Source organism: Spectribacter hydrogenoxidans (assembly GCF_031846275.1).
GTDB lineage: Bacteria > Pseudomonadota > Gammaproteobacteria > Nevskiales > Salinisphaeraceae > Spectribacter > Spectribacter hydrogenoxidans.
Genome location: NZ_JAVRIB010000001.1, coordinates 116,014 through 131,696, shown reverse-complemented (window position 1 = coordinate 131,696; position 15,683 = coordinate 116,014). Strand labels below are relative to the sequence as shown.

General features: G+C 68.0%; 15 protein-coding genes. 6 read left to right on the top strand and 9 right to left on the bottom strand.

The features are described from left to right. Positions 1-10 precede the first annotated feature (10 nt). The 6 genes from RM532_RS00685 to RM532_RS00660 all read right to left on the bottom strand — a co-directional run bounded on the left by RM532_RS00685 (position 11) and on the right by RM532_RS00660 (position 8,358). Positions 11-805: an ABC transporter ATP-binding protein gene (locus RM532_RS00685; RefSeq protein WP_311651171.1), complete on the bottom strand. Its 795-nt coding sequence runs from the start codon at positions 803-805 to the stop codon at positions 11-13. Positions 806-1,202: 397 nt separating this feature from the next. Further along, positions 1,203-2,108 carry an ABC transporter permease subunit gene (locus RM532_RS00680; protein WP_423246874.1) on the bottom strand — a complete coding sequence of 302 codons (906 nt, stop codon included), beginning with the start codon at positions 2,106-2,108 and terminating at the stop codon, positions 1,203-1,205. 7 nt (positions 2,109-2,115) lie between these two features. Then, on the bottom strand, positions 2,116-3,030 hold the full coding sequence (oppB, locus tag RM532_RS00675; RefSeq protein WP_311651169.1) for an oligopeptide ABC transporter permease OppB: 915 nt from the start codon (positions 3,028-3,030) through the stop codon (positions 2,116-2,118). A 40-nt stretch (positions 3,031-3,070) separates the two neighbouring features. After that, positions 3,071-4,726 carry a peptide ABC transporter substrate-binding protein gene (locus tag RM532_RS00670; RefSeq protein ID WP_311651168.1) on the bottom strand — a complete coding sequence of 552 codons (1,656 nt, stop codon included), beginning with the start codon at positions 4,724-4,726 and terminating at the stop codon, positions 3,071-3,073. A gap of 353 nt (positions 4,727-5,079) precedes the next feature. Continuing rightward, entirely contained in the window at positions 5,080-6,972 is a 1,893-nt protein-coding gene (gene mnmG / locus RM532_RS00665) for a tRNA uridine-5-carboxymethylaminomethyl(34) synthesis enzyme MnmG (protein WP_311651167.1), read from the bottom strand. A 51-nt stretch (positions 6,973-7,023) separates the two neighbouring features. Further along, positions 7,024-8,358, bottom strand: a complete 1,335-nt coding sequence (locus RM532_RS00660) for a DUF945 family protein (RefSeq protein WP_311651166.1) — start codon at positions 8,356-8,358, stop codon at positions 7,024-7,026. 46 nt (positions 8,359-8,404) lie between these two features. Here RM532_RS00660 and RM532_RS00655 point away from each other — a divergent pair, with 46 nt between their 5' ends. Beyond that, positions 8,405-10,126: a sugar phosphorylase gene (locus RM532_RS00655; RefSeq protein ID WP_311651164.1), complete on the top strand. Its 1,722-nt coding sequence runs from the start codon at positions 8,405-8,407 to the stop codon at positions 10,124-10,126. Between the two features lie 16 nt (positions 10,127-10,142). Here the strand turns inward: RM532_RS00655 and RM532_RS00650 are convergent, their stop codons facing one another. Next, positions 10,143-10,877 carry an SH3 domain-containing protein gene (locus RM532_RS00650; protein WP_311651163.1) on the bottom strand — a complete coding sequence of 245 codons (735 nt, stop codon included), beginning with the start codon at positions 10,875-10,877 and terminating at the stop codon, positions 10,143-10,145. A gap of 243 nt (positions 10,878-11,120) precedes the next feature. On the opposite strand from RM532_RS00650, the gene RM532_RS00645 reads away from it, so the two are divergent. Continuing rightward, positions 11,121-11,324: a SlyX family protein gene (locus tag RM532_RS00645; protein WP_311651162.1), complete on the top strand. Its 204-nt coding sequence runs from the start codon at positions 11,121-11,123 to the stop codon at positions 11,322-11,324. Then, positions 11,299-12,711 carry a hypothetical protein gene (locus tag RM532_RS00640; RefSeq protein ID WP_311651161.1) on the top strand — a complete coding sequence of 471 codons (1,413 nt, stop codon included), beginning with the start codon at positions 11,299-11,301 and terminating at the stop codon, positions 12,709-12,711. Before RM532_RS00645 ends, RM532_RS00640 begins: the two co-directional genes overlap by 26 nt. An 8-nt stretch (positions 12,712-12,719) precedes the next feature. On the opposite strand, the gene RM532_RS00635 is transcribed toward RM532_RS00640, so the two are convergent. Beyond that, positions 12,720-13,214 (bottom strand): hypothetical protein, encoded by a 495-nt coding sequence (locus RM532_RS00635; protein ID WP_311651159.1) that lies wholly within the window; start codon positions 13,212-13,214, stop codon positions 12,720-12,722. 56 nt (positions 13,215-13,270) lie between these two features. After that, positions 13,271-13,777, bottom strand: a complete 507-nt coding sequence (locus tag RM532_RS00630; protein WP_311651158.1) for a DUF1993 domain-containing protein — start codon at positions 13,775-13,777, stop codon at positions 13,271-13,273. 110 nt (positions 13,778-13,887) lie between these two features. Between RM532_RS00630 and RM532_RS00625 the strand changes: the two genes are divergently transcribed. The 3 genes from RM532_RS00625 to RM532_RS00615 are packed head-to-tail and all read left to right on the top strand — an operon-like array spanning position 13,888 to position 15,676. Beyond that, complete coding sequence (locus RM532_RS00625; RefSeq protein ID WP_311651157.1) at positions 13,888-14,133, top strand: hypothetical protein; 246 nt, start codon at positions 13,888-13,890, stop codon at positions 14,131-14,133. Beyond that, positions 14,133-14,285: a DUF2256 domain-containing protein gene (locus tag RM532_RS00620; RefSeq protein WP_349255232.1), complete on the top strand. Its 153-nt coding sequence runs from the start codon at positions 14,133-14,135 to the stop codon at positions 14,283-14,285. Before RM532_RS00625 ends, RM532_RS00620 begins: the two co-directional genes overlap by 1 nt. Continuing rightward, positions 14,282-15,676 carry a DASH family cryptochrome gene (locus tag RM532_RS00615; protein WP_311651154.1) on the top strand — a complete coding sequence of 465 codons (1,395 nt, stop codon included), beginning with the start codon at positions 14,282-14,284 and terminating at the stop codon, positions 15,674-15,676. Before RM532_RS00620 ends, RM532_RS00615 begins: the two co-directional genes overlap by 4 nt. Positions 15,677-15,683: the final 7 nt, after the last annotated feature.

Sequence of the window (15,683 nt, the reverse complement as noted above, 5' to 3'; positions counted from 1 at the left end):
GGGCCCGATCCTAGTTCGTGCTACCGGCGTCCAGCTTCGGCACCGCGGCGAGCAGCCGCCGCGTGTAGTCGTGCTGCGGCTGGTCGAACAGCGCCCCGACCGCCGCCCGCTCCACCACCTCGCCGTCGCGCATCACCACCACGTGATCGCAGGTGCCGGCTACCACGCCCAGATCATGGGTGATCAGGATCACCGAGGTGGAAAAGCGGGTGCGTAGGTCGCGGATCAGGTCGAGGATTTCCGCCTGCACGGTCACGTCCAGGGCGGTGGTGGGTTCATCGGCGATCAGGATATCCGGCTGGCAGAGCAGGCTCATGGCGATCATCACCCGCTGGCGCATGCCTCCGGAGAACTGGTGCGGGTAGTAGCGGATACGCCGGGCGGCATCCGGGATACGCACGGCCTCGAGCATCTCGATCGCCCGGCTCATGGCCGCGCGCCGCCGCAGGCCCTGGTGCTGCGCCAGCACCTCGGTCATCTGGGTGGACACCCGCAGATGCGGGTTCAGCGAGGTCATCGGGTCCTGGAAAATCATCGCGATGCGCGACCCGCGGATGCGTCTAAGTTCGCGCTCGGACAGCCCGATCAGTTCGGTGTCGCGGTAACGCGCCGACCCACTGACTCGGCCATTGCTGTCCAGCAGGCCCAGCAGCGCCCGCACCGACTGGCTCTTGCCCGAGCCGGATTCCCCCACGATACCCAGGGTCTGGCCCTCGGCCAGCTCGAAATCGAGCCCGCGCACGGCGTCGACCGGGCCGTCGGGCGTGTCGAAGCTGACCTGCAGATTGGCGACTTTCAGCAGCATGGGGCTCTTATGTCAGACGTTTCGTGTTAACCGCAAAGGAATTCTTTCGTATTTCTGCATGGCCATTCTTCGCGTCTTTCGCGGTTAGTGCGTGTTTCCGTGAACCGCAAAGCACGCAAAAGTCGCAAAGAAGGTGGTTTCCCATTCATCGATCATCACACTTTTCGCCCCTTTGCGTCCTTTGCGGTTAGCGTGTGTTTCCGTGAACCGCAAAGGATGCAAAATTCGCAAAGAAGGTCGTTCCCTATTCACCGATCATCACACTTTGCGCCCCTTTGCGTTTTTTGCGGTTAGTGTTCTTTTCCCAGAGGCGCAAGGAGCGCAACGGCGTTTATTCGTATTCCTGCATGTCCACCCTTTGCGGTCTTTGCGGTTGGCCGTTGCTCAGCACCGGCGGTCAGCGGTCCTTCGGGTCCAGCGCGTCGCGCAGGCCGTCGCCGATGAAGTTGAAGCAGAACAGCGTGGTGGCCAGGAACGCCGCCGGGAAGATCAGCAGCCACGGCGCACGGCCCATCTCGTCGGCCCCGTCCTTGACCAGCGTGCCCCAGGAGGTGGCCGGCTCCTGAACGCCCAGGCCGAGAAAGCTCAGGAAGGATTCGAACAGGATCACCTGCGGGATGGTCAGGGTGATGTACACCGCCACCACACCCAGCAGATTTGGCACGATGTGCCGCCGGATGACGTTGAACGAGGAGGCACCGGCCATGCGCGCGGCCTCGACGAATTCCTTCTGTTTCACCGACAGCGTCTGGCCGCGCACGATACGGGCCATGTCCAGCCAGCTGACCGCGCCGATGGCGATGAAGATCAGGTAGATGTTGCGCCCGAAGGCCACCATCAGCAGGATCACGAAGAACAGGAAGGGCATGGCGTAGAGAATGTCCACCGCCCGCATCATCAGCGAATCCACCCGGCCGCCGAAGTAGGCGGCCACCGAGCCGTAGGTCACGCCGATGATCAGGCTGACCAGGGTGGTGACCACGCCGATGGTCAGCGAGATGCGCCCACCCTGCATGGTGCGCACGAACAGGTCTCGGCCCAGACTGTCGGTCCCGAACAGGTGGCCACTGCCGGCATCCGGCCCGGTCCAGATCATGCCGTAGTCCTGGGTCGCCTGATCGTAGGGGGACAGCGCCGGGCCGATCAGCACCAGCACCACCATCAGCCCCAGCACCGCACTGGCGGCCAGCGCCGCGCGATTGCGGATCAGCCGTCGCATGGCGTTGGACCACAGGCTGCGGCTGGCCACCTCTGCGGTTGCGGCCAGCCTGTCCGCGTCACGTTTGCGGCGGAATATCACCAGGCGGCCCTCAGTAGCTCACGCGCGGGTCGAGCCAGGCGTAGACCAGGTCGACCAGCAGATTGAACAGGATGATCAGCATCCCGTAGAACAGCACCACGCCCAGCACCAGGGTGTAGTCGCGGTTGGTCGCCCCCTGCACGATGAAGCGGCCCAGGCCGGGAATGCCGAAGATGGTCTCGATCACCACCGAGCCGGTGATGATGCCGGCGGTGGCCGGCCCCATGAACGACACCACCGGCGTCAGCCCGGCCGGCAGAGCGTGCACGAACAGCACGCGACGGGCGGTCAGGCCCTTGGCCCGGGCGGTGCGGATGAAATCGGAGCGCAGCACCTCGATCATCGAGCCGCGCGTCAGCCGTGCGACATAGGCCATCATCGCGGTGCCCAGCGCCAGCACCGGAATCACGAAGTGGCTGGGCCCGCCCAGGCCCCCGGCCGGCAGCCAGTCGTTGTATACCGCCAGCAGCAGGATCAGCAGCGGCGCCAGCACGAAATTGGGAATCGAGATACCCACCATCGCCAGCGTCATCAGCCCGTAGTCCGTGGGGCTGTTCTGCCGCAGGGCCGCCAGCACGCCCAGGGGCACCCCGAACAGAAGAGCGAACAGCAGTGACGCCGCGCCCAGCTTCAGCGATACCGGGAAGGCGTCCGTGATCAGCTGGGTGACGGTCAGGTCCTTGTACTGGAACGAGGGACCGAAATCGAAATGCAGCACGTCCCACACATAGCGTGCGTATTGCTGGTAGAGCGGCTCGTCCAGATGATACTTGGCCTGCAGGTTGGCCTCGATCTGCGGCGGCAGCTGCTTTTCGGCGTCGAACGGCCCGCCGGGCGCCGAGCGGATCAGCACGAACGCCAGGGTCAGCAGTATCAGCAGGGTGGGTACCACCCCCGCAATGCGGCGAACGGCGTAGGCCAGCACGGCATCGGCTCCTAGTTTGGGCGGGGGCGGCGAACCCGGCTCATTGGGCCGGGCTGTCGTCGGCGGGCTCGATGCGGAAATCCTTGCTGTAGTAGTGGCTCATGGGATTGCCCACATAGCCCTTTACATACGGTTTGATCAGCGTCTTGCTGGTGCCGAAGAACACCGGGATCACCGGATGGTCGGCCAGCAGCATCGCCTCGGCTTCCCGCAGCACCGACTGGCGCTGCTCGCCCCCGGGCATGCGCGAGGCCTTGTTCAGCAGGGCGTCGTATTCGGGGTTGCTGTAGCCGGCCCCGTTGATGCCGAAATCCGAGTGCAGCAGCTCCAGGAAGGTGTAGGGGTCGTCATAGTCTCCTACCCAGCCGGCGCGGAAGACTTCCGTCACCCGGCGCTCGGACACGTTCTGGAGAAACACCTTCCATTCCTCGTTGACCAGCTCCACGTCCACCCCCAGCACGTTCTGCCACATGCTGGCGATCACCGAGGCGATCTTCTTGTGCGCCTCGAGGGTGTTGTAGCGAATCTCCACCGTCAGCGGATTGTCCTCGCCATAGCCGGCTTCGGCGTACAGCTCGCGGGCGCGGGCATTGCGCTGTTCCTGCGGCATGTCGGCGTAGGCCAGCCTGGCGCCCTGGTAGTCGCTCACCACCGGCGGCACCCACTGGTAGGCGGGAATCTCGTTGCCGCGGGTGATCTTCTCCACGATCACCTCGCGGTCGATCGCCATCGACAGGGCCTGGCGCAGTTCGGGGGAATCCCGGAACGGTTCGCGGGTGACGTTCAGGCCGTAGTAGTAATTGGACAGGCTGGGCTTGGTCTTGAGCTGATCCGGGACGTGCGTGCGCACCGTCTCCAGTTGCGGGATCGGCACCGAGCCGGTCCAGTCCAGCTCGCCGGCCTGGTAGCGCTTGAGCTCGGACGAGGTGTTCTCGATCGGGTAGTACTCCACCCGGCCGACGCCGACGTTGTCGGCATCCCAGTAGTCGGGATTGGCCTCCAGCACGATCTCGGACGCGACCACCCATTCCTTGAGCAGATAGGCGCCGTTGGTGACCGCATTGCCCGGCTGGGTAAACTGGTCGCCGTGTTCCTCCACCGCCGGCCGGTAGAGCGGGTAGGTGGTGCTGTGGGTCAGCAGACCCAGGAAGTAGGGGGTCGGCGCCTTGAGGCGGATTTCCAGCGTGAACTCGTCGACCGCGGTCACGCCCAGGGTGTCCGGGGCCTTGTCACCGGCGATGATCGCTTCGGCGTTCTCGATCGGCGCCAGGATGCTGGCGTAGACCGACCCGGTGGCCGGGTCGACGGTGCGCCGCAGACCGTAGGCGTAGTCCTCCGCCCGGACCGGCTCGCCGTTCGACCACACCGCGTCCTCGCGCAGCTTGAAGGTGTAGGTCTTGCGGTCCTCGCTGATCTCCCAGCTTTCGGCGCCGCCCGGCTCGATGGTGCCGTCGGGTTCCTCCGAGATCAGCCCCTCGTAGATGTCGCGCAGGATGTTGGCCGCGGGCACGCCCTGGGCCTTGTGCGGATCCAGCGTCCCGGGTTCGGCGCCGTTGCCCTTGCGCAGGACACCGGTACCGTCGTCCAGGATTTCGGGCTTGATCTTGACCGGGAAGGAATCCGACTCGCCGCTGCCGCCCTGGCCGCAACCGGCAAGCAAAAGCCCCACACCCAGTGCCGTCAGAAGGACTCGCACAGTCACTCTCCTTGGGACCCTCTGATTAATCCCCCGCGACCCGCGTTTGAGTCCCAAGCCGTTCAAGTGCAAGGCGCTCGACGCAGGGCCGTGGCGGCGCTCACGGTCAAGGAGAGCAACGCCGCAATTGGACGGCTTGGGCCAAACCCCTTCGGGGCCGGGCCCTTGCGCGCGTCTAGACGGCGTCACTCGTCGTTCATTTGCAATGAGCAAACTTCTCTCCTCGTTTCTTGCTAGCCGCGCGCAAAGACGCCGGTGCGGGCCGCGCGGGATTAGTCAGAGGGTCCCTTTCTGGAAAACGCTTCCGAGATTACAGCAAAAGCGAAAGCGGGCGAACGGCCCCGCGTCGCCTCTCAGGCGCTTTCCCGATATACGCGCTCGCCCTTCCTGAGATGCACCAGCAGCAGTGATACCGCCGCCGGCGTCACCCCGGGGATGCGTGCCGCCTGGCCCAGCGTGGCCGGGCGTTGCCGCGCCAGCTTCTCGCGGATTTCGCTGGACAGCCCGGCCACCGCGGCGTAATCCAGCCCGTCCGGCAGGCGCGTGTCCTCGTGACGCCGGTTGCGGTCGATCTCCGCGTTCTGGCGTTCGATGTAGCCGGCATACTTGGCCTGGATTTCCACCTGTTCGGCCACTACCGGGTCGACGGCCTGTTCGGCCACCGCCGGCAGGCCGCGGAGGTCGGCATAGCCGAGGTTCGGCCGGCGCAGCAGCTCGACGGCCTTGCAGGCCTCCTTGAGCCGGCCGCCCAGGCGTTCGGTCAGCGCGTCGTCGGTCACGTCGTCCGGCCGCACCACCAGGTCTGCCAGGCGCCGCTGCTCGCGGGCCACGGCCTCGCGCTTGGTCTCGAACGCCTGCCAGCGGTGGTCATCCACCAGCCCCAGATCGCGGCCGGTCGGGGTCAGGCGCAGGTCGGCGTTGTCCTCGCGCAACAGCAGGCGGTGTTCGGCGCGGGAGGTGAACATGCGATAGGGCTCGAGCGTGCCGCGGGTGATCAGGTCATCCACCAGCACGCCCAGATAGGCCTGATCCCGGCGCGGCCACCAGGGCTCGCGGCCGCGCACCGCCAGCGCGGCATTGACTCCCGCCAGCAGGCCCTGGGCGGCGGCCTCCTCGTAGCCGGTGGTGCCGTTGATCTGGCCGGCGAAGTAGAGCCCGGGCAGATGTCGGGTCTCCAGGCTGGCCTGCAGGCCGCGGGGGTCGAAGTAGTCGTACTCGATGGCGTAGCCGGGCCGGGTGATATGGGCGTTTTCGAAACCGTCGATCGAGCGCACCAGCGCCAGCTGGGTGTCGAAGCCGAGGCTGGTGGAAATGCCGTTGGGGTAGAGCTCGGTGGTGTTCAGGCCCTCCGGCTCGACGAAGATCTGGTGGCTGGCCTTGTCGGCGAAGCGCACGATCTTGTCCTCGATCGAGGGGCAATAACGCGGGCCCACGCTATCGATCTCGCCCGAATAGATGGCCGACTCGTGCAGCCGCTCGCGGATCAGATCGTGGGTGGCCGGGTTGGTGTGAGCAATGTGGCAGGGCACCTGCCGGGGATGCTCCGACCGCGAGCCCAGATACGAGAACACCGGGGCGGGCTCGTCGCCGGGCTGTTCGGCCAGGCGGCTGAAATCCACGCTGCGGCCGTCGATGCGCGGGGGCGTCCCGGTCTTGAGCCGACCCACGTCGAAGGGCAGATCGCGCAACCGCTCGGCCAGGGCATTCGAGGGCGCGTCGCCGGCGCGCCCGCCGCCGAACTGGCTGGTGCCCACATGGATGCGCCCGCCCAGGAAGGTGCCCACCGTGAGCACCACCGCCCGCGCGGCGAAGCGCAGCCCCATGCGGGTGACCACGCCGGCCACCCGGCCGTCGGTCACGATCAGGTCGTCCACCGACTGCTGGAACAGGGCCAGATTCGGCTGATGCTCGACCGCCTCGCGCACCGCGTACTTGTAGAGCATGCGGTCGGCCTGGGCGCGGGTGGCGCGCACCGCCGGGCCCTTGCGGGCGTTAAGGGTGCGGAACTGGATCCCGGCCCGGTCCGCGGCCCGGGCCATGATGCCGCCCAGCGCGTCGATTTCCTTGACCAGATGCCCCTTGCCGATGCCGCCGATGGCCGGATTGCAGGACATCTGCCCCACGGTTTCGATGTTGTCGGTCAGCAGCAGGGTGCGCACGCTCTGGCGCGCCGCGGCCAGCGCGGCTTCGGTGCCGGCGTGTCCCCCGCCGACGATAATGACGTCGAATTCGTTGGTATTGCTCATGCGGAATGCCGTCCCGGCCGTGCAGCCGGCGGTGATGCGTAATCCGGAATTCTAACGTGCCGGCGCGGGTTCCGGCATGTCCAGTTCGTCGATGAGCACCTGCCAGTTCTCCAGGGTGCGTTGATTCACGCGGATGTCGTCGCCGTCCAGGGCGGCGTGGATCACGTAGGCGTGGTCCGGCTCGGTGTAGGCAATGAAGCCGCGGGCGAGCCATTCATTGATGGCGCCTTCCACCCGCTCGGGGGTCGGCGGCGGCTGATCCGGATGCCGGTGGCGCATCACCGCGGCGGTAATGTTGCGCATGGTGGCGACCGGCAGCTGCAGGCGCATGTCGCCCTGCAGGGCCTGCGCGGGCTCGGCATCCGGCCGGGCGCCGATTTCGCCTTCCAGGCGGATGTCGCCGTCGGGGGCGCCCAGCAGCAGGCGATCCAGCGTCAGCGTCGGGCCGGCCCGGACCAGCCGCGCCCACGGCGCCGGTGCCAGCGTCACCCGGGCCGCCAGTTCCGGCAGGCGGGTCGGGCCGTCCGTGGTGGTCAGTCGGCCCTCGGCCAGCACCGGGCCGTAGTCCTCGCCCCGGGCCGCGATGCGCGAAATGCGCAGATCGAAGTTCTCGCCGCCGGCCTGGGCATGGGCGGCCAGGCGCAGCCCCTCCAGGGCGGCGCCGTCGCCGCCGGGGGTGGCCAGTTGCAGATCCTCGAGCTGCAGCCGGTAGCCCGCCGGTCTGCCATCGGGATCGCGCCCGGCGCTGATCTCGGCAACCAGATCGCGAAAGCCGATCTGCCCACCGCGTTCGGCCACCAGCGAGAATCGCGGCAGCGTGGCGCGCAGGGTCAGGGCCCGGTCGGGGCCGGTGATTGCGCCGGTGGCCTCGAACGCATCGGTTTCCAGCCGGGCCGCGCCATCCCCGTCGGGCACGCGCAGGCTCAGCGCCGGCAGCGCGGCGCGCAGGTCGGTGTCGCCGTCGAGGCCGGCTCGCGCGTACAGCGTCAGCGGCGGCGGCGTGGGTTGCAGGCGGCGGGCGTCGAGCAGGACCGTCACCGGTAACTGTCCCGTGATGACGCCGGCGGCGGGTTGCAGGCGCGCGCCGCTGGCCGCCGGGGCGGTGAACGGAACCGGGCCGTGATGAATGGTCAGATCCAGTACCGGCCCGTCACACCCGGGCGCCACGCAGTCCGCGGCCACCAGCCGCAGGCGCAGGTCCGACCGGAACAGCCCGCGATCGAAGCCGGCCGGCGCCAGCCGCCACATGCCGGGCAGGCTGATGTTGCCGATCAGGCGCTGGTGCTCGCGTTCGAGATAGAAACCCACGACGATCGGGGCGGCCAATGCGACAAGCACCAGCCCGATGAGGCCGACCAGCAGGCCGTTGCGAATGGCCCGGATCATGCCTTCATGAGATGCAGGACGGACTCGAGACGGCGATAATCCAAGCGTGCCTCCAACGACCGAAATAGCTTCGCGACCCGACACGGCCACGCTGCTCGACTGGCTGACGCCGCTTTACGGCGGGCGCGGCGCGGCCCTGATTATGGACCGGGCCAGCGCCAGTGCCCAGAAGCACGGCCTGCCGGCGGGCGACGCGGGCCCCGGTCGGCTGGTCGACCAGGGCCTGGCGGTGCTGATCACCTACGGCGACATGGTGCAGGCCCCGGGCGAGGCGCCGCTGGCCACCCTCCGCCGCTTCCTGCGCGAGCGGGTGCCCGACGTGCTGCCGGCGGTGCATGTTCTGCCGTTCTATCCCTATTCGTCGGACGACGGCTTCGCGGTGATCGATTACCGCGCCGTCGACCGCAATCTGGGCGACTGGTCGGACGTGCGCGCGCTGGCCGCCGAACGCGAGCTGATGTTCGATCTGGTGCTCAATCACATCTCCCGCGGCAGCCAGTGGTTCGCCAACTACCTGGCCGACGCCGACCCGGGGCGGGACTACTTCATCGAGGTGGACCCGGCCACCGATCTGCGCGCGGTGGTTCGCCCGCGCAGCACCCCCCTGCTGGCCGAGGTGCCCACCGCCCGCGGCACCCGCCACCTGTGGGCCACCTTCAGCGAGGACCAGATCGATCTGGATTTCGCCAATCCCGCGGTGCTGGCCGAGTTCGTGGACATCATCTTCGGCTATGTGGCGGCGGGCGCCCGGCTGCTGCGGCTGGATGCCGTGGCCTTTCTCTGGAAGCGGATCGGCACGCCCTGCATCCATCTGCCGGAAACCCACCGGGTGATCAAGTTCCTGCGGGCCCTGCTGGCCGGCTATGCCCCGCAGGTGCTGCTGGTTACCGAAACCAACGTGCCGCACCGGGAGAACATCAGCTATCTCACCGACGGTGATGAGGCGCATCTGGCCTATCAGTTCGCCCTGCCGCCGCTGCTCCTGCACACGCTGCTGACCGGCGACGGGGCGGCCCTGCGCGAGTGGGCGGCGTCGCTGCCGGCGCTGCCGCCGGGCTGCCACTTCTTCAACTTCACCGCCTCGCACGACGGCATCGGCGTGCGCGCGGTGGAAAACATCCTGGATGACGAACAGCGGGACGCGCTGGTGGCGACGGTGCGCGAGCGTGGCGGTTTCGTGTCCACCCGGGCCGGCAACGACGGCGTCCACCATCCCTACGAACTGAATATCGCCTATGTCAGCGCGCTGGCCGGGGACGACGGCCATGCGGCCGCACGTTTCCTGTGTTCGCAGGCCGTCGCGCTGTCACTGCGCGGCGTACCGGGGGTGTATTTTCACAGCCTGGTCGGCACGCCCAACGACCGGCGCGGGGTGGAAGCCAGCGGCCGCTATCGCTCAATCAACCGCCGCCGCTGGGACCATGCCGAACTGGCCGCGAAGCTGGACGGTGACGGCGAGCCGGCGCGCATCTTCCGCGGCATGCGCCATCTGCTGGACACGCGGGCGGCGCAGCCGGCATTTCATCCGGATGCTGGGCAGCGCATCGTGGATCTGGGGGATCATCTTTTCGTGGTGGAACGCCAGAGTCTGGATGGTCGCCAGACGCTGCTGGCGGTGCACAACCTCACCGACCGCGAGGTGCGCGTGAGCACCTCGGTTCTGCCCGAGGCCAATCGCTGGTGGGATCTGGTGGCGGGCCGGTCGATGCCGGCCACCATCCGCGAGGTGGCGCTGGCGCCCTATCAGGTGGCGTGGTTCAGTAATTAGGCACGGGTCGGCGGGGCTAGTCTTTCCCCTCGGTATCGAGCAGGAACTCCGCAATCCAGCCGATCGCGTAGCCGTCCGGGAAGATGATCTCCTTCCACTCGCCTTCGGTGGCGAGAATGCGCACCGATGTGCCCTCGTCGCTTTGCAGCAGCTTGTCGTGGCTGGTGCCGGGGCCGGTACGTACGTTCACGTTGCTGCCGCTGATGGTGGCGGCCGGCAGGCCTTCCAGCAGACGCGGGAGATTGCGCCGGGCCGACTCATTGTCCTGGCGGGCGGCCTCGGCGGCCAGCCGGGCGGCGCGGGCCCGGTCCTCGTCCACACCTAGACCCTGCACATACAGCATGGCGAGGTTGTTCTGAGAGGCCGCCTCGCCCTGCTCGGCGGCTTCGCGATACCAGCGGGCGGCGGCGGTGTAATCGGGTTCGCCGAGTTCGCCGTTCTGCAGCAGCACGCCGAGATTGTGCTGGGCGCGGGCATAGCCCTGTTCTGCGGACTTGCGATACCAGTCACGGGCGGTGCCCGCGTTGCGCGTTACCCCGAACCCGTTGGCGTACATCAGGCCGACATTATACTGGGCGGCGGCGTTGCCTTCCTCGGCCAGCGGACGCCATTGTTCCAGCGCCGTGTCATAGTCACCGGCCGCGAATGCGTCGGCGCCGGACTCGTAGGATTCGCTCTGGGCGGCGGCATTCAGACTCAGCGCCGCCAGGCACACGGCTAGCGCGGCGCGGCGGATCATCGACATTGGCATGCGACGGGAAACCCCTGGTTGGTTCGGGAGCATCCGGTGATCATAGGCGAAACGCGGCCGTCATAAAAAAGGCCGACCCGAAACGGGCCGGCCGAGCGAGGAGGAGACAATGAAACGGACAGGAACCGTTTCGGGTCGGACCGGGCAGGGAAGAACCCGACCGACACGACAGAGGATGCGTGCTTGTGGCTGAACCGTGCCTGAACGCATGTCAATCGTCCCCGAAGCGGGCAGAATGCCGCCATGAGTGATGCGCGACTCACTGATCTCGAGATCCGGCTGGCCTGGCAGGAGGATCTGCTGCGCACGCTGGAAGAGACGCTGCATGCCCAGCAGACCCGCGTGGGCGAACTGGAAACCTTCTGCCGGCAGCTCACCGAGCGGCTGCGCGCGCTGCAGGACGGCCACGACCCGACCCCGGATGATGGTCCGCCCCCGCATTACTGAACCCCGGCGCTGCTGGTGGCTGGCGCTGGCGCCGGTCCTGCTGGTGGCGGGCGGCTGTAGCGGATCCGATCCCGGCCCCTGCGCCGACCCGATGGTGCTCGACCAGATGCATCGGGACACCCACTTCGCCGGCGCCGAGTCGGCCTGGGCGACGGTGGAAATCCTCGAGCCGGCCGATCAGGGGGTTCGGGATGGCGTGCGTGTGTGCCGAGCCACGCTCATCGTGCGCGGCGAGGTACGGGATGTGTTGCAGGTGCTGCAGACCGGCTACCCGTTCGCCCGGGCGGCGGCGCGCGAGGCGTTCGAACGGACCTCGGGCCTGGACACGGCCGGCCTGGTCCGCGCCGCGGACTACCTGGCGCAGCGGGCAGGGGCCACCGACGCGGAACCGGCCCCGATGGAAATCCGCGGACCGCTGGAATACCGCCTGACCCGGGAGGACCGTCCATTCCTGCTGGACTGGCGGCTGGCTGACGACGCCACGGCGGAAGCGGCCGGCGAGGCAGTGGGCGCACGACTGGTGCAGGCCCGGGCCGAGGAGGCTGCGCAGCGCCGCGCCGAAGCCCGACGCCGCGGCTTCGGCAGCGTCGCTGCCATGGATGCTGCCGACGCCCGCCGGCGGGCGGCGAACCGGGCGCTGGACGAAGCCGAAAAGGCGCGCAAGCTGGCTGCCGACCGCCTGACCATCATGAAGGGGGACCGCGAACGACTGGCCCGGGAAACTCGTGACGCCGAGCAGACGCTGGCATCCGATCAGGCTGCGGCCGCGCAGGTGGCCGACGCCGCGGGCGACTGGGAACAGCGCATTCGCCGCGGATCGTTCGCGGCCGAGAACAGTCTGGCGTCCTTCGACAACACCCGGTTGGTGACCCGGTCTGGGGTCATCGGCACGCCGGAGGACACCGTGATCGCCGATGTGGTCAATTACGGGAGTCAGCCCCTGTCCTCGGCGGACGTGCATGTGGTGGTCTGGCACCCGCAGCAGCAGCGCTACTACGAGGATCGCAGCATGTACGCGGATTTCGGCGGCGGCGGGCTGGAGCCGGGCGAGCATGACGAGATCCGTATCGGTCTCAACGGCCGGCCGGGGGTCGGGCTGGCGTTCACCGGCAGCGAGTTCCGCGCCGGCGACGATCGTCACGCCTTCGTGTTCGTCAACGCGCTGAAGAACACCGACGGCAAGGTGATTTTCCAGGACCGCTGGCAGAGCCCGATTTCCGAGCGGCAGGCCGAGGCCGACGACCGACGCATGCAGCAGCGGGACCTGGGTGAGTTGCGCGAGCGTCTCGAACGCATGGACCGGCGCATCGCCGAGCAGGAAAACACCCTGGCGCGAGCGAAGCAGCGGGAGGCCGAGGCGCGCGAGGCACTGCCGCGCGGTCAGTGACGAGGCCGTTAGTGTGCTGGGGCTGCCAGCGTCCGCAGCGTGTGGTCGACCACCGCCACCAGGTGGGTCACCAGCTCGCCGAAGGCGACTGCCAGGGCCAGGCCGCCGGCCGTGAGCAACCACAGCACCCGTGACTGACTGGCCATGTTGGCCGGCTGTTCCAGCAGTGTGGTGGCCATCACGTAGAACCCGGCGGCCATTGCCGTGGTGGCCAGCAGCACCAGCACCATCAACCCCATGGAGCGGTTGAGATGGCGCCAGTCGTCGCTGGCCACTCGCTGCAGGGCGGCGCGATGGCGGCGTGAAAAGCCGTAGACGATCCAGGTGACCCGGGCCAGATTCAGTCCGGCGCAGGCCACCGCCAGCGTTCCGACCACCGGCGTGAGCGCCCCCAGCACCGGCGCCGGGGCAAGCACCCACAGCAGCAGGCTGGCGGCGAAGAACACCGGCATGATCAGTCGATTCGGCCGCAGCGGCAGGCGCCGCCGGCCCGTTGCAAACACCTGAACTCCTTTGGTTCGTACCCCGTTAGATACGTCCTCGCGGCCGCGATCGGATGTCAGGCGGCACCCATGTAGTTCAGTTTGCCGATGGGCACGCCCTGCTGGCGCAGGATCCCGTGGCTGATGCTGACGTGGAAGAAGAAGTTGGGCAGGGCGAAGTTCAGCAGATAATCGTGGCCGGTGAACTCCATGGTGACCATCGGGGTTTCCAGCAGCACGGTCCTGTCCTCGGTACCGCGAATGCGATCCGCATCCACGCCCGCCAGGTAATCGCGGGTGCGGCGGATGCGGACCCGCAGCTCGTCCAGGGTGGCTTCGTCGTCGGCTTCGCTGCCGGGTTCCTCGCCCGCCAGGCGCGCCGCGCAGCGGCGGGCGGTGTCGCAGGCGAACTGGACGTTGGATGATAGCGGCGCCATGTCCGCGTACAGGCGGCTGACCACGTACTTGGTGGCGGCGATATCCTGTGATTCGGCGTGGGCCTCGGCCTTGCCGAGCAACCCGGAAAGGTTGGTCAGAAAGCGATCGAATACCGGGATCGAGGCGCTGTACATGTCGATGTTCATGTCGGGTCTCCGGATGAAACAATGGCAACTCCCGAGTATGACCCACGGGATGACACGCCCGTGACATTCTCCCCGCGCATCCGCGATTGCGCCCCCACGTACACAATCATATGCCCGATTCCGATCAGCCCGAGAACCCTCGCCGCAAGGCACGCGTCTGGCTCAACGAAGCCAAGAACCGCCAGACCACCCACTGGGACGTGGACCTGCTGCCCGAAGCCGAGGTGGCGGCGCTGCACCGTGCCGGCCGCCGTGCCCGCTGGCGGCGTCGTGCGGTGATGCTCGGACTGGCGATCGGCGTGGTGGCCATCGCGTCGGCCGTCACGGGCCTCGTTCTGCACTGGGTGGGCGGCTGATGCCGCGCATGCGCCGCAAGGGCGATCTGCCGACAAAGGCCTGCGTCGGCTGCGGCCGTCCGTTTGCCTGGCGCCGCAAGTGGGCCCGGCACTGGGATGCGGTGCGCTACTGCAGCCAGCGCTGCAAGCGCCAGGCCCGGGCCGGGGCATGACTATTGCCCTGTACTGGGCCAAGAACGATCTTCGGCTGGATGACAATCCGGCGCTGACTGCTGCTGCCACCGGGACCGGGCGGTTCCTGGCGGTCTACTGTATTGATGCACGCCACTACGGGCGGGATGCCGATGGCGAGCCGCGCCTGGGCCCGCACCGACGGGTGTTCCTGCGCCAGTCTTTGAACGATCTGCGGGCTCGCATGGCAGATCGCGGCGGCCGGCTTCTGGTGCTGCAGGGAGAGCCTGAACGCCTGCTGCCAGGGTTGGCGGCGGCCCTGGATGTCGAGCGGATTACCGCCTTTGTCGAAATCGCCCCGGAAGAGTGCAATCAGGTGGCGGCGGTAGCGCGCGCCCTGCCGCCCGGCATGCTCGACTGCCACGAGGCCAACGGGTTGTTCGCGACAGCCGATCTGCCCTTCGAGCCGGCCGACGTCCCGGGCAGTTTCAGCTGGTTCCGCCGCAAGGTGGAAGGCCACTGCCAGCCGGGTGACCCGATCCCGGCCCCCGTCGAACTGCCGCCGCCACCTGCGGCCCTGGCGGACTGGCCCGATGCGTTGCCCGATGCCGAGGTCTGGCCGGACACCGACTGTCCCTACGCTGGTGGCGAAACGCAGGGTCTGGCTCGGATGCACCATTATCTGTGGGATACCCACGCGCTGGCCGACTACAAACGGACTCGCAACGGACTGCTGGGGCCGGATTTTTCCTCCAGGTTTTCCCCCTGGCTGGCGCTGGGCTGTATCTCCCCGCGACGACTGATGGCGGAGATCCACCGCTTCGAGCACGAGGTAGTGGCCAACGAATCCACCTACTGGCTGGGTTTCGAACTGCTCTGGCGGGAGTTCTTCCGCTGGATTCTGCGGGCGCACGGCGCAGCCCTGTTCCGGCGGGCCGGCATCCTCGAGCGGCAGGACCGCTCGCGCGCCCGGGATGACGATCGCTTTGCGGCCTGGTGCGAGGGTCGCACCGGCATGCCGTTCGTCGATGCCAACATGCGCGAGCTGGCCGCCACCGGCTACATGTCCAACCGGGGGCGCCAGAACGCCGCCAGTTTCTTCGCCCGCGATCTGGGACAGGACTGGCGCCGCGGCGCGGCCTGGTTCGAGAGCCGTCTGGTGGATTACGACGTCGCCAGCAACTGGGGCAACTGGGCCAGCGTGGCGGGGGTGGGCACCGACCGCCGCGACCGCGGGTTCGATGTCCTCTGGCAGGCCCGGCGCTATGATCCTGACGCGGCATTCGTCGATCACTGGCTGCCCGAGCTGCGAGGGCTGCCCGCGGACCAGCGGCACACGCCGTTTCTGCTGCCCGACAAGCTGCGGCGACAACTCGATTATCCGACGCTGGCGACGGTGCCGGCTGCCTGGCGCGACGCCGCCGCCGACTGACCACAAC

Coding starts and splice junctions, on each gene's coding strand:
- RM532_RS00660 (WP_311651166.1), bottom strand. CDS start 8,358: ATGATCCGGGCCATTCGCAACGGCCTGCTGGTCGGCCTCATCGGGCTG.
- RM532_RS00615 (WP_311651154.1), top strand. CDS start 14,282: ATGACTATTGCCCTGTACTGGGCCAAGAACGATCTTCGGCTGGATGAC.
- mnmG (WP_311651167.1), bottom strand. CDS start 6,972: ATGAGCAATACCAACGAATTCGACGTCATTATCGTCGGCGGGGGACAC.
- RM532_RS00625 (WP_311651157.1), top strand. CDS start 13,888: ATGCCCGATTCCGATCAGCCCGAGAACCCTCGCCGCAAGGCACGCGTC.
- RM532_RS00650 (WP_311651163.1), bottom strand. CDS start 10,877: ATGCCAATGTCGATGATCCGCCGCGCCGCGCTAGCCGTGTGCCTGGCG.
- RM532_RS00620 (WP_349255232.1), top strand. CDS start 14,133: ATGCCGCGCATGCGCCGCAAGGGCGATCTGCCGACAAAGGCCTGCGTC.
- RM532_RS00645 (WP_311651162.1), top strand. CDS start 11,121: ATGAGTGATGCGCGACTCACTGATCTCGAGATCCGGCTGGCCTGGCAG.
- RM532_RS00640 (WP_311651161.1), top strand. CDS start 11,299: ATGATGGTCCGCCCCCGCATTACTGAACCCCGGCGCTGCTGGTGGCTG.
- RM532_RS00685 (WP_311651171.1), bottom strand. CDS start 805: ATGCTGCTGAAAGTCGCCAATCTGCAGGTCAGCTTCGACACGCCCGAC.
- RM532_RS00630 (WP_311651158.1), bottom strand. CDS start 13,777: ATGAACATCGACATGTACAGCGCCTCGATCCCGGTATTCGATCGCTTT.